Genomic DNA, 12,531 nt, shown 5'->3' with positions numbered 1-12,531 from the left:
CATGATTCGTATTGGACACGGCTTTGATGTACACAAATTTGGTGGCGAAGGACCGGTTATTATTGGTGGTGTGGCTATTCCTTATGAGCACGGTTTAATTGCTCACTCTGATGGTGATGTCGCACTGCACGCGTTATCCGACGCTTTGTTAGGTGCTATTGCACAAGGTGATATTGGCCGTCACTTCCCGGACACCGACGATAAGTGGAAAGGCGCAGACAGCCGCGCTCTTTTAAGAGAGGTCTATCGCTTTGTAAAAGAAAAAGGTTATATCATTGGTAATGCTGACGTCACTATCATGGCACAAGCACCAAAGATGGCACCACATATCGAAGCGATGTGTCAGTGTATCGCACAAGATCTGGAAACTGATCTTGCCAACGTTAACGTTAAAGCGACCACAACTGAAAAACTTGGCTTCACTGGTCGTAAAGAAGGCATCGCTTGTGAAGCGGTTGTCCTCATAACTAAGAAGTAACACCATGACTGATATTTTAGCTCCATTTGCTTATCAATTGGGTAAGCCAACCTCACGTGCGAAACTGAAAGCAAAACCAGAACATTTTGTGGTTAAAGAAGACTTAGGTTTTGAATTTACAGGCAGTGGTGAGCATTTAATGGTGCGCATCCAAAAGACCGGTGAAAATACCAGTTTTGTAGCAAATGAGTTGGCAAAAGCCTGTGATGTGAAATCAAAAGACGTAAGTTGGGCTGGCTTAAAAGACCGCCATGCTGTGACTGAGCAATGGTTAAGCGTGCACTTACCGAAAGGTGACACGCCAGATTTCACAGCGTTCTTACAGCAATACCCGTCAATTAAAATTCTGGCTACAGACCGCCACAATAAGAAACTTCGCCCAGGGGATCTTATCGGTAACGAGTTTGAAGTGACGTTATCTGAAGTGACTGATATTGAAAGTGTGCTTGCACGACTTGAGCAGATCAAACTGCAAGGCGTGCCAAATTACTTCGGTGCACAACGATTTGGTAACGAGGGCAATAACGTGTCGGAAGCACGTCGTTGGGGGCGTGATAATGTCCGCACTCGTAACCAAAACAAACGTAGCTTATATCTGTCGGCCGCTCGTTCTTGGATTTTTAACCATATTTTGTCTGCCCGTATTGAAGCAAAAGCATTCAATCAGTTACTTGTAGGTGACTTGGTAAAAGAAAACGGTCAACTGACGGCAATTGATGAATCTAACCTTGGTGCAATCCAATCTCTAATCACTACAGGTGAAGCTCAGCTAACGGCTGCACTGGCTGGCGATAACGCCTTACCAACGCAACTGGTGGCATTAGAGATAGAGCAAACCGTCGTGGATAGCGAGCCGGATCTCATGGCTTTGATTCGTGGAAATCGCATGCGTCATGAGCGTCGCGAAATCAGCTTAAAACCTCAAGATTTTAACTGGAGCACGAATGGTGATGAAATCACATTAACGTTTTCACTGTCGTCAGGCTGCTTTGCAACCGCGATTGTTCGAGAGTTGGTTGAAGAAATTGAAGTTGAGCGTCACTACGATAATTAAGGAATCATGAGCATGAAGATTTTATTGAGTAATGATGATGGGGTGCATGCGCTTGGTATTAAGACGTTGGCCAAACATCTATCGGATATCGCTGAGATCATCATCGTCGCGCCTGATCGAAACCGTTCAGGTGCATCAAATTCATTATCGCTGGATAATCCGTTACGTATTATTGAACTTGAAAATAACATTTTTTCAGTTCAAGGAACCCCGACAGATTGCGTTCACTACGCGCTTAATGAATTACTTAAAGGCCAAGCTCCTGACCTTGTTGTTTCTGGAATAAACCATGGTGCCAACTTAGGTGACGATGTTTTGTATTCCGGTACAGTAGCTGCCGCGATGGAAGGGCACTTTCTAGGTGTCCCATCCATTGCCGTGTCATTAGTTGGGCAAACGAATTTTGATACCGCTGCGATTGTCGTTCGTAATTTGATCGAAAAGCATCGTCAATCTCCAATTCCAACCAATCGCCTGATTAACGTAAATGTTCCAGATGTGCCGTATGAAGCATTAAAAGGTACATCGATTACTCGATTAGGCGCTCGTCATCACGCAACCGATATGATCAAACATCAAGACCCACGTGGTCATGATATATATTGGTTGGGCCCTCCAGGGCCTCGTCAAGATGCAGGGCAAGGGACTGATTTTCATGCGATCGAAGCGGGTTATGTTTCGATTACCCCAATTTTAGTCGACTTAACTGCCCATGAATCTTTGCCTGTTATGGAAAAATGGATTGAAGGTGAGCTGTGATACATAACCCACAAGCTGAAAAGTTGATTAACTTTCTAGTTGAAAGTGGCATTCGTGATCAGAATGTACTTGAGGCGATTCGTCAGTTACCTCGTGAGCGATTCCTTTCCGAGGCCATGATGCATCAAGCCTACGACAATAACGCACTGCCAATTGGGGCGGGGCAGACGATTTCACAGCCTTATATTGTCGGTAAGATGACAGAACTGCTTGAACTGACACCTCAAAGTAAAGTGTTAGAAGTTGGAACTGGCTCGGGCTATCAAACCGCTGTGCTGGCTCAGTTGGTCGAACATGTATACTCTATTGAGCGAATAAAATCGTTGCAATGGGATGCTAAACGTCGCTTAAAGCAACTTGATATTTATAACGTATCCACCAAACACGGTGATGGTTGGCAGGGGTGGGAGGCAAAAGCTCCGTTTGATGCCATCATAGTGACGGCTGCTGCTGCATCGATACCGGATGCTCTACTTAGCCAGTTGAGTGACGGTGGACGACTCATTATTCCTGTTGGTGAAGAGCAGCAGACATTAATGAAGATTCAAAGGGTCGGAGACCATTTTGAATCGAGCGTTATCGAGATGGTTCGTTTTGTTCCATTAGTTGCTGGTGATCTTGCATAAAGGATTGGTTGTGTCACTCAAGCTAAAGACTGTATTTATTCAATGCGTTGCCATTTCAGTGCTGTCAGGGTGTGCGGCGCATACTCCTGCGCCTGTGACAAGCTTGAATAAAAAAGGGTACGACACTGTTGATAAAGGCAGTTATCACGGCAGTTTTTATGAAGTTGAAAAGGGTGACACACTTTACTTTATTGCTTACATGACAGGTAAAGATGTTAAAAAAATAATTGCCTATAACCGTTTAAAAGCCCCTTACACAATTCACCCTGGTCAGAAGCTTCGTTTGTGGACGCCATCCTATGTGGCACCAAGCTATGGTGATTCTGGAAGCTCCCCAGCTCCAGTCTCTACTATCGCAGCGACTAAAGCGAAACCGACCGCTCCCGCAGTCACAACTGCAGCCGCGGCAACGACAACGGCATCCGCCACTTCAACAAAAAGTTTAGATTCGAGTAAAAATTCTAAACCATCGTCAGCCCAGCAAACATCAGGGGTTGCTAATTCAACGCAAAAAACGGCGAAAAAAGAATCGACAAAAGCGGTTGATCAATCGAAATCAAAGGAGTATGTTGAAGTTAAAGGTAAACAGAATGTTACAAAACCTGTACCGAAAACTATAACAAAAAATACTAAAGTTTCTAAATGGTTATGGCCGACAAAGGGTCGAATCATTAAAGGGTTCTCAGCAGGAGATCAGGGCAATAAAGGGATCGATATTGCAGGTCAGCGCGGCCAATCAATCGTATCTACTGCTAACGGAACAGTCGTTTATTCGGGCAACGCACTTAGAGGTTATGGGAACCTCGTCATAGTAAAACATAATGATAATTACTTAAGCGCTTATGCACATAATGAACGGTTGCTAGTAAAAGAAGGACAAAGTGTTAAAGCAGGACAAAAAATTGCAACCATGGGAAGTTCTGGTGCAAATGGAGTCCGGTTACATTTCGAAATCCGATACCAAGGAAAGTCGGTGAATCCAAATCGCTACTTACCTTAATAATCAAAAAAAGCGACATTGATAGCGACATTTTAAGTAGTAATGTCTTGCTAACTCGCCAGGGGGAGGCACTATGAGTATCAGCAATGCAGTAAAAGCCGAAGAATCGTTTGATATTAATACAGTTGAGAAGGAACAATCACCTGTAAAAGCAGTTTCGAAGCCAAAAAGCACACCTAAGTCAAAAAGCACATCTAAGCCAAAAGAAGAATTTGAAGCAACAGCAAAAAGCTTAGATGCCACTCAACTATATCTTGGAGAAATCGGTTTTTCACCGCTCCTGACCGCCGAAGAAGAAGTCTTATATGCTCGTCGTGCCCTGCGTGGTGACGAAGCTGCTCGCAAGCGTATGATCGAAAGTAACTTGCGTTTGGTTGTAAAAATCTCACGCCGTTACGGCAATCGTGGTCTTGCTCTATTGGACCTGATTGAAGAAGGTAACCTTGGTTTGATCCGTGCGGTTGAAAAGTTTGACCCTGAACGTGGTTTCCGTTTCTCTACTTACGCAACGTGGTGGATTCGCCAAACGATTGAACGTGCCTTGATGAACCAAACACGAACCATCCGTTTGCCTATTCATGTGGTAAAAGAGCTGAATATTTATCTGCGTACAGCTCGTGAACTTTCTCAAAAACTGGATCACGAACCAACAGCGGAAGAAATCGCACACAAGCTGGATAAGCCTGTTGAAGATGTCAGCAAAATGCTTCGTCTTAACGAGCGTGTCAGCTCTGTAGATACCCCAATTGGTGGTGAAAGCGAAAAAGCACTACTGGATATTATCCCTGATATACATAATTCTGATCCTGAAGTGTGCACGCAAGATGACGACATTAAGTCTTCACTCATTGATTGGTTGGACGAGCTTAATCCAAAACAAAAAGAAGTCCTTGCACGTCGCTTTGGTTTGTTAGGCTACGAGCCTTCAACACTAGAAGAAGTCGGGCGAGAAATTAACCTGACACGTGAACGCGTTCGTCAAATTCAAGTTGAAGGTCTACGTCGCCTAAGAGAGATCCTGATTAAGCAAGGGCTTAATATGGAATCACTATTTAATGTAGAAAATGACTAGTTAGATCGCACTTAATTTAAAAGATCAAAAAGGCGCTGTAAGAAATTACAGCGCCTTTTTATGCTTCGTAACAGGTAACAGGTAACAGGTAACAGGTTATAGGTTATAGGTTATAGATTACGGGTTACAGGAGTTTTTTTAGTCTGTATAACGCTTCGAGTGCTTGGCGTGGGCTAAGATCGTCGGGATCTATATTGCCCAATGCCAACTCCACTTCGCTAGGTTCGGGGATCAAACTCAACTGATTGGCGATGTCAACCTCACTAGGAATCGAGCTATCACTGGCGCTCAATTGTTCTAACTGAGTTAATTTTCCACGCGCATTTTTTATGACGGTTTTTGGTACACCAGCAAGGCTTGCGACGGCCAGGCCATAAGATTTACTTGCCGCGCCTTCTTGAACCGCATGCATGAATGCAATGGTATCACCGTGCTCTACCGCATCGAGATGAACATTGGCTAAGCCTGCTATTTGGTTCGGCAGTTCCGTTAGCTCGAAGTAGTGGGTAGCGAATAACGTCATGGCACTAATTTGGTTTGCTAACCATTCTGCACTTGCCCAAGCCAAAGAAAGGCCATCATAAGTGCTGGTGCCTCGGCCAATCTCATCCATTAGTACTAAGCTTTTCGCTGTGGCGTTATGGAGAATATTGGCTGTTTCCGTCATTTCAACCATGAAAGTTGAACGGCCAGAGGCGAGATCATCAGAAGCGCCAATACGCGTAAATATACGATCTATCGAGCCAATGGTGGCTGACTCTGCTGGCACATAACAACCAATGTGAGCCATCAGTGCAATAAGAGCAGTTTGACGCATGTAAGTCGATTTACCACCCATGTTAGGGCCCGTAACAATCAACATTTTACGTTTTGGATGCAATTCAATCGGGTTTGCGATAAATGGTTCATCCATTACCTTTTCGACCACTGGGTGGCGACCGGCTTGAATATGTATGCCAGGCTCTTCTGTTAGCGTTGGACGGCAGTAGTCTAGACTTTCTGCTCTTTCTGCCAAGTTTTGTAATACATCAATTTGTGAAACCGCAGAGGCGAGGTTTTGCAGCTGCTCTAGGTGTGGTAGCAACAGATCGAACAGTTCTTCCCACAGCTGTTTTTCAATTGCCAACGCTTTGGATTTTGAACTGAGCACTTTGTCTTCGTGTTCTTTGAGCTCTGGAATGATGTAGCGTTCAGCATTTTTGAGGGTTTGTCTGCGTACATAATGAGGCGGTACAAGGTGGCTTTGGCCGCGACTGACTTGGATAAAGAAGCCATGTACGTTGTTGTAACCTACTTTTAGGGTATCTATGCCATGGCGTTCGCGTTCTTCTTGTTCAAGTTTTGTTAAAAACTCTGTAGCGCCATCGGCCAGTGCTCGCCATTCATCAAGTTCTGCGTTGTAACCTTCTGCTAGCACACCACCATCACGTATCACGACAGGTGGATTCTCTTTAATCGCCCTTTCTAATAAATGGCAAACCTCGTCTAACGGTGCGATAAATTGGCGCAGCTTTTTCAAGTATGGTTGTCTGGCTGATTCGAGATCTTGATGTAACTCTGGTAATTGCTGCATAGCGTGACGTAATCGAGCCAGATCTCTTGGGCGTGCAGATCGGAGCGCAAGGCGAGCTAAGATCCGTTCAATGTCACCAATCTGTTTTAGAGTGGGTTGCAGCGTATCGAATAAGGCGGATTCTTTTAATTCGGTGATCACATCCAAACGCTGATTTAAGGTATCTAATGTGCGCATTGGTTGATGCAACCAGCGTTTAAGCATGCGGCTACCCATTGCGGTTGCTGTGTGATCGAGTACCTCTGCCAAAGTGTTATTGTATCCGCCCGCTAAATTTTGGGTTAACTCTAAGTTACGTCTTGTTGCGGCATCTAAGATCACTGAGTGATCTTGGCGATCAATCGTTAATGAGCGAATATGGGGCAGAGCGGTGCGCTGAGTATCTTTAACGTATTGAATCAAGCAACCAGCAGCACATAAACCAAGTTTGGCATTTTCAACGCCAAAACCAACCAAATCTTTGGTTCCGAATTGTTGGTTTAGTTGTTGTTTAGCGGTATCTAGTTCGAATTCCCAAACGGGGCGACGACGATTACCATTTCGGTTCGCCATCAAATAAACAGGCTCAAAATCTTCAGAGAAAAGTAGTTCTCTTGGCGCTGTACGTTGAAGCTCCGCGGCCATTGCTTCTTCTGTTTCTGGTTCGGTCAGCTGAAAACGGCCCGAGGTAATATCTAACGTTGCGTAGCCAAACTTATCGTTGTGGTGATAAATGGCAGCAATCAGGTTATCAACACGCTCAGATAGTAAGGCTTCATCGGTGACCGTACCCGGAGTAACGATGCGTACCACTTGACGTTCTACAGGGCCTTTACTGGTCGCAGGGTCACCAATTTGCTCACAAATAGCAATGGACTCTCCAAGCTGAACAAGCTTAGCCAGGTAGCCTTCAACGGCATGAAAAGGTACGCCTGCCATTGGTATCGGTTCACCTGCTGAAGAGCCGCGTTTAGTTAACGAAATCTCAAGCAACTGAGAAGCACGTTTAGCATCATCATAAAACAGCTCGTAAAAGTCACCCATACGATAAAAAAGCAGAATATCGGGATTTTCTGCTTTGAGTCTATGGTATTGCTGCATCATGGGTGTGTGTTTTTGATCTGCTTTCACTTTGATGACCTTAGTAACTGCTTTCGTTTATTGTCTATGGCGCTTAGGATACGTGAATCACCTGCTCGCGCAAAGTTGAAAAGAGGATTTTCCATGATTGAAATAAGAAATGAATTGAGCCTTGAATTGGGACAATACTTGCAAGAAAGCAAACAAGTTATGACCACTGCTGAATCCTGTACAGGTGGTGGGCTTTCTATGGCGATAACGGACATCGCGGGCAGTTCGGCTTGGTTTGACCGAGCATTTGTTACCTATAGTAACGAAGCAAAAATGGAGATGCTTGGTGTAAATGAAAGTACGCTAATGACTCACGGTGCAGTCAGTGAGGCAGTCGTCGAAGAAATGGCTGCAGGTGCGCTGACTCATTCTAATGCAACCATTGCTGTATCAATCAGCGGGATCGCAGGCCCTGGTGGAGGCAGTAAAGAAAAGCCTGTCGGTACTGTGTGTTTTGGTTTTTCAGATCAATCAGGCTGGTGCAAAATTTCTACGCAGTTATTTAGTGGCAACCGGTCAGAAGTGAGAGAAAAAGCAGTCGTGTATTCGTTGCGTGTTTTGATTGAGTATTTGCAGTCAGGCTCTAAGTTTTCAACTCTGTAGGTTGCGCGCTTTATTGCAAGCGATAGTTTAGCGAGTCGAACAAACAAATTTATTTTCATACAGGTATAGACACTGTATGAATCAACAGTATAATAAGCAGCATATCAAAAAACACGTTGTGTGGAGAAAGTGATGGATGACAACAAGAAAAAGGCACTAGCCGCGGCGCTTGGCCAAATTGAAAAACAATTCGGCAAAGGCTCTATTATGCGTCTTGGTGATAACCGTACAATGGATGTTGAAACCATCTCTACTGGTTCACTTTCATTAGACATCGCTTTGGGTGCTGGTGGTTTACCAATGGGTCGTATCGTTGAAGTATACGGGCCTGAAAGTTCTGGTAAAACAACCCTGACTCTAGAGCTTATTGCAGCCGCGCAACGTGTAGGTAAAACATGTGCATTTATCGATGCAGAGCATGCCCTTGACCCTATTTATGCTAAAAAGCTTGGCGTTGATATCGATGCTCTTTTGGTCTCTCAACCGGATACTGGTGAGCAAGCATTAGAAATTTGTGATGCATTAGCACGCTCTGGCGCAATCGACGTAATGGTTATTGACTCCGTGGCAGCATTAACGCCAAAAGCTGAAATTGAAGGTGAAATGGGCGACAGCCACATGGGTCTTCAAGCTCGTATGCTTTCTCAAGCCATGCGTAAGCTTACGGGTAACCTAAAGCAGTCTAACTGTATGTGTATCTTCATCAACCAAATTCGTATGAAGATTGGTGTGATGTTTGGTAACCCAGAAACCACAACAGGTGGTAATGCGCTTAAGTTTTACGCTTCTGTTCGTCTTGATATCCGTCGTACGGGTTCGATTAAAGATGGCGACGAAATCGTGGGTAACGAAACTCGCATTAAAGTGGTTAAAAACAAAATTGCCGCACCATTTAAGCAAGCTGAAACTCAAATTCTTTATGGCCAAGGCTTTAACCGTAATGGTGAGCTCATTGACCTAGGTGTTAAGCACAAGTTGGTTGATAAGGCCGGTGCTTGGTATAGCTACAATGGTGACAAGATTGGTCAAGGTAAAGCGAACGCAGGTAAATATCTTGCAGAGCACACCAATATTGCCCTAGAGATTGATAGCAAGTTACGTGAAATGCTTTTGACGCCAGTTGAGCTGGATGAGTCAGAAGATGAGAAAGAAGCACCACAAGAAGAATTATAACTAAAACCTGTTTTATTATTGTTTTGGTTAATAAATATAAAAGCCTCGCATTGCGAGGCTTTTTGCTATTTAAAGAGTAACAATATGTTAGCGAACGGAAATGGCAAATAGTGAACTTTAATATAGATATCATATCTAACTAAATAAATGTGAATTAGATATTCGGTGGCGAGAGGGTATTAAATTGAATTCAATTTCTAATATGAATTATGTCTAATATTATTTGTTGTTTAAGTTAATAGTTGAAAACGCATCTCCAAGGTGAGATTGTAATGGTGTCATTTTCTAATTTGGAATACTTATTATGGCTTGGACTTTATCAGAACTCACTTCAATTCTTGGCAAACATGAAGGTTGGAGTGTCGATTCATCTACGTGTAAAGAATCACTGGTGTTAAAAAATGAAGACGGTATTGACGCTTATGTCGCCGTTGCTGGGGAGCAAATTATTGCCGAGGTAATTCTATTTCCTACGCTATCAGTATCTGATGTGCATGCATTGAATAATGTAATTTTGAGAACGCATAAGATGTTCCCACTCTCGACCATTGGTATTAATACCATTGCAGGCGAGGACTACTACGTTGCATTCGGTTCATTGTCTTCTCAATCAAAAGAAGAAAGTGTGGTTATTGAAGTCGCTACTTTGTATCGCAATGTGGAAGCATTTATCGATTTGTATGATGAATATTTAGGAGTGTCAGCATGAGTGTTTGGAAAAAACTATTTACCGCGATTAAAGGTGGCGTAAATGAAGCCGCTGAAGGTGCTGCCGATAATCAAGCGTTACGAATCTTGGATCAAGAGATCAGAGAAGCTAAAGAAGAATTAAGAAAGTCAGATCAAGCTCTTGTGTCTATTGTGGCCAAAAGAAAATTAGCTGAAAACAAAGCGTCAGGGTTTTCTGCCAGTATTTCAGAATACGAAGCGCATGCTCGCTCTGCAATGGAGAAAGGAGAGCAGGCATTAGCATTAGAGTGTGCAGGCAAGGTTGCTGAATTTACTAGCCAACAAAGTGTTGAGCAAAAGTATGCAGAACAATTTGGCGCGTCAGAGCAAAAATTGAAAGAAAATATTGCTCAGGCGAAAGATAAGTTACGCCAACTTGAACAACAAGTAGACGTAGTGAAAGCCAACGAAGCGGTTCAAAAAGCCCAAACAGCAGTCTCGTCAACCAATGTTGGTGCGAATAGTAAAATGACAACCGCTGTCGAATCGCTAGAGCGAATTAAAAATCGCCAAGCAGAGAAACAAGCGCAATTAGAAGCCGCAGAAGAAATGCATCAAGAACAAACTGGTAGCAGCCTAGATAAAAAATTAGCGCAGGCGGGCATTACTTCTGGTGGACAATCTTCTGCAGAAGATGAGCTTGCACGAATTCTAGGGAAATAAGACAGAGAATTTAGCATGCCAATCTGGATGATTGTGAAAAGGTGGGCTTATACCCACCTTAGTGATCTAAGTAGTCGAAATTTGCTGGTCATATTTGCCGCTTACGTTGTTATATCGTGGCTATTATTAACCGGAGTCGGTGAAAGCGCTCTGACGGCGAATTTTACCGATTTTGTTTACTACTTAATAGTAACGTCATCTACCGTTGGCTATGGCGACATGTCGCCAACAACGGTGATGGGAAAATGGATTGTGGGCCTGTTTGTGATTCCAGGTGGCCTGGGGCTATTTGCGGTTTCATTGAGCCGTATTGCAACCGTGTTAATCAGTTCGTGGCGAGCAGGCTTACAAGGAAAACGGAGAGTAAAAGTGGAGAATCATATTCTTTTGTTGGGTTGGAACGAGCAAAGGACGCTTCATTTAGTTCGAATGCTCCAACATGAGGAGTCAGGGCGCAGACCTATTGTTCTGTGCGCTCGGGCAGAGATAGAAAATCCAATGCCATCTGAAATAGAATTCGTTCATGTTGGCAGCTTTACCGACAGCATGAGCATGAACAAAACCAATATAGAGAAAGCCAGCTGTATTATTGTCGACAACCCTGAAGACGATGTGACTTTATCTGCCGCATTGTATTGCGCTAACTTAAACCCTTCAGCCCACATTCTTGCGTATTTTAAAGATGAAGCCTTGAGTCATCTGCTTAAAACTCATTGTCCAAATGTGGAATGTATCCCTTCTGTTGCTATTGAACTATTAGCAAAAGCGGCCGTAGACCCTGGCTCCAGTGCTTTGCATCAAGAATTATTGAGCTCAACTGAGGGCATGACTCAGTATTCAGTTATTTACTCTGGGCAAGCAACCACAGTGTCGGTGCTATTTGAACAATTTAAAAAGCAATATCATGCGACGCTTATTGGCTTAGATAATGGTGATGGCATTAAGCTAAACCCTGAGTTAGACGTTAACGTCCTCCCTGATACCAAACTATTTTATATTGCAGACGAACGTGTCGAGCATTTTGATTGGAACGAGTAATGTTCAATTGGTTAAAGAAAAAAGCAAGTAAGCCCGAAGAAGTGCAACCTCAAGCACCTGAAGTTTTAGGATTAAGGCTAGGGGGGGCATTTGAACTAGACGATTTGAAGTTTAGAATGCTTGAGCCCGATCTGGTTATTGAGGGGGCTTCACGAACTCAGATTATTCAAGCCGTCGGAGAAGTAACACTAGATGATAATACGCGTTTGCTGCGCTTCTATACGGATGATGATGGCTACTTACAAGTATTGCAGCACGGCTTAGATGATAGCGGTGTAGCGGAAGTTAAGCTGTTTTATTTTTACGACACTAAACCCATTGATGTGCAGTCTGTATGGGATTCATGGCTTGATACTGACTTGGTTAAACCTAGTGCCTCTCTCGAAGAAAAAACGTTTTACAAAGTATGGGAAAACGATCGTCCTATCGCAATGACAGAAAAGACGTTTGATCGAGAAGGCCGGATCACTGAAACTGATCAATTTGTCATGCTCTACGAGCGTGAAGTCAATCAACACTATGCCGAATCACTGCTCATCGCGTGTGAAGAGACGGCTAAAACCCCTCATCAACTGGAGCGTTGTGTTACCTACATTACAGGTATTAATGTTTCAGCAACAGATTTCACTGTTATCGGATAACTACAGGATTTT

General features: G+C 43.7%; 13 protein-coding genes. 12 read left to right on the top strand and 1 reads right to left on the bottom strand.

All coding sequences use genetic code 11. The features are described from left to right. The first annotated feature begins 1 nt into the window (after position 1). The 6 genes from ispF (at position 2) to rpoS (ending at position 4,989) form a co-directional block, all read left to right on the top strand. Complete coding sequence (gene ispF / locus QWZ04_RS15260; protein WP_290329109.1) at positions 2 to 478, top strand: 2-C-methyl-D-erythritol 2,4-cyclodiphosphate synthase; 477 nt, start codon at positions 2 to 4, stop codon at positions 476 to 478. Between the two features lie 4 nt (positions 479 to 482). Beyond that, on the top strand, positions 483 to 1,532 hold the full coding sequence (gene truD, locus QWZ04_RS15255; RefSeq protein ID WP_290329108.1) for a tRNA pseudouridine(13) synthase TruD: 1,050 nt from the start codon (positions 483 to 485) through the stop codon (positions 1,530 to 1,532). A 12-nt stretch (positions 1,533 to 1,544) separates the two neighbouring features. Further along, positions 1,545 to 2,291 (top strand): 5'/3'-nucleotidase SurE, encoded by a 747-nt coding sequence (surE, locus tag QWZ04_RS15250; protein WP_290329107.1) that lies wholly within the window; start codon positions 1,545 to 1,547, stop codon positions 2,289 to 2,291. Then, positions 2,291 to 2,917 carry a protein-L-isoaspartate(D-aspartate) O-methyltransferase gene (locus QWZ04_RS15245; protein ID WP_290329187.1) on the top strand — a complete coding sequence of 209 codons (627 nt, stop codon included), beginning with the start codon at positions 2,291 to 2,293 and terminating at the stop codon, positions 2,915 to 2,917. The genes surE and QWZ04_RS15245 overlap by 1 nt, the downstream gene beginning before the upstream one ends. 10 nt (positions 2,918 to 2,927) lie before the next feature. Further along, complete coding sequence (locus tag QWZ04_RS15240) at positions 2,928 to 3,917, top strand: peptidoglycan DD-metalloendopeptidase family protein (RefSeq protein ID WP_290329106.1); 990 nt, start codon at positions 2,928 to 2,930, stop codon at positions 3,915 to 3,917. 73 nt (positions 3,918 to 3,990) lie between these two features. Then, positions 3,991 to 4,989 carry an RNA polymerase sigma factor RpoS gene (gene rpoS, locus QWZ04_RS15235; protein ID WP_290329105.1) on the top strand — a complete coding sequence of 333 codons (999 nt, stop codon included), beginning with the start codon at positions 3,991 to 3,993 and terminating at the stop codon, positions 4,987 to 4,989. A gap of 124 nt (positions 4,990 to 5,113) precedes the next feature. On the opposite strand, the gene mutS is transcribed toward rpoS, so the two are convergent. Beyond that, complete coding sequence (gene mutS / locus QWZ04_RS15230; RefSeq protein ID WP_290329104.1) at positions 5,114 to 7,672, bottom strand: DNA mismatch repair protein MutS; 2,559 nt, start codon at positions 7,670 to 7,672, stop codon at positions 5,114 to 5,116. Between the two features lie 96 nt (positions 7,673 to 7,768). On the opposite strand from mutS, the gene pncC reads away from it, so the two are divergent. From pncC to QWZ04_RS15200, 6 genes are all read left to right on the top strand, one after another. After that, on the top strand, positions 7,769 to 8,275 hold the full coding sequence (gene pncC, locus QWZ04_RS15225; RefSeq protein ID WP_435433622.1) for a nicotinamide-nucleotide amidase: 507 nt from the start codon (positions 7,769 to 7,771) through the stop codon (positions 8,273 to 8,275). A gap of 132 nt (positions 8,276 to 8,407) precedes the next feature. Then, a complete protein-coding gene (gene recA / locus QWZ04_RS15220) occupies positions 8,408 to 9,448 on the top strand; it encodes a recombinase RecA (protein WP_290329102.1) in 1,041 nt (346 codons plus the stop codon). Between the two features lie 304 nt (positions 9,449 to 9,752). Next, positions 9,753 to 10,157: a DUF2170 family protein gene (locus QWZ04_RS15215; protein ID WP_290329101.1), complete on the top strand. Its 405-nt coding sequence runs from the start codon at positions 9,753 to 9,755 to the stop codon at positions 10,155 to 10,157. Continuing rightward, positions 10,154 to 10,840, top strand: a complete 687-nt coding sequence (locus QWZ04_RS15210) for a PspA/IM30 family protein (protein ID WP_290329100.1) — start codon at positions 10,154 to 10,156, stop codon at positions 10,838 to 10,840. The genes QWZ04_RS15215 and QWZ04_RS15210 overlap by 4 nt, the downstream gene beginning before the upstream one ends. A 15-nt stretch (positions 10,841 to 10,855) precedes the next feature. Then, positions 10,856 to 11,878 carry a potassium channel family protein gene (locus tag QWZ04_RS15205; protein ID WP_290329099.1) on the top strand — a complete coding sequence of 341 codons (1,023 nt, stop codon included), beginning with the start codon at positions 10,856 to 10,858 and terminating at the stop codon, positions 11,876 to 11,878. Then, positions 11,878 to 12,519 (top strand): YjfK family protein, encoded by a 642-nt coding sequence (locus QWZ04_RS15200; protein WP_290329098.1) that lies wholly within the window; start codon positions 11,878 to 11,880, stop codon positions 12,517 to 12,519. Before QWZ04_RS15205 ends, QWZ04_RS15200 begins: the two co-directional genes overlap by 1 nt. Positions 12,520 to 12,531 lie beyond the last annotated feature (12 nt).

Origin of the sequence: Vibrio tapetis subsp. quintayensis, assembly GCF_030409945.1 — a bacterium.
Classification (GTDB): domain Bacteria; phylum Pseudomonadota; class Gammaproteobacteria; order Enterobacterales; family Vibrionaceae; genus Vibrio; species Vibrio quintayensis.
The sequence above is the reverse complement of the archived record's forward strand: the minus strand, read 5'-3'. Positions and strand labels throughout refer to the sequence as shown.

Coding starts and splice junctions, on each gene's coding strand:
- QWZ04_RS15210 (WP_290329100.1), top strand. CDS start 10,154: ATGAGTGTTTGGAAAAAACTATTTACCGCGATTAAAGGTGGCGTAAAT.
- recA (WP_290329102.1), top strand. CDS start 8,408: ATGGATGACAACAAGAAAAAGGCACTAGCCGCGGCGCTTGGCCAAATT.
- QWZ04_RS15215 (WP_290329101.1), top strand. CDS start 9,753: ATGGCTTGGACTTTATCAGAACTCACTTCAATTCTTGGCAAACATGAA.
- surE (WP_290329107.1), top strand. CDS start 1,545: ATGAAGATTTTATTGAGTAATGATGATGGGGTGCATGCGCTTGGTATT.
- ispF (WP_290329109.1), top strand. CDS start 2: ATGATTCGTATTGGACACGGCTTTGATGTACACAAATTTGGTGGCGAA.
- QWZ04_RS15205 (WP_290329099.1), top strand. CDS start 10,856: ATGCCAATCTGGATGATTGTGAAAAGGTGGGCTTATACCCACCTTAGT.
- rpoS (WP_290329105.1), top strand. CDS start 3,991: ATGAGTATCAGCAATGCAGTAAAAGCCGAAGAATCGTTTGATATTAAT.
- truD (WP_290329108.1), top strand. CDS start 483: ATGACTGATATTTTAGCTCCATTTGCTTATCAATTGGGTAAGCCAACC.
- QWZ04_RS15200 (WP_290329098.1), top strand. CDS start 11,878: ATGTTCAATTGGTTAAAGAAAAAAGCAAGTAAGCCCGAAGAAGTGCAA.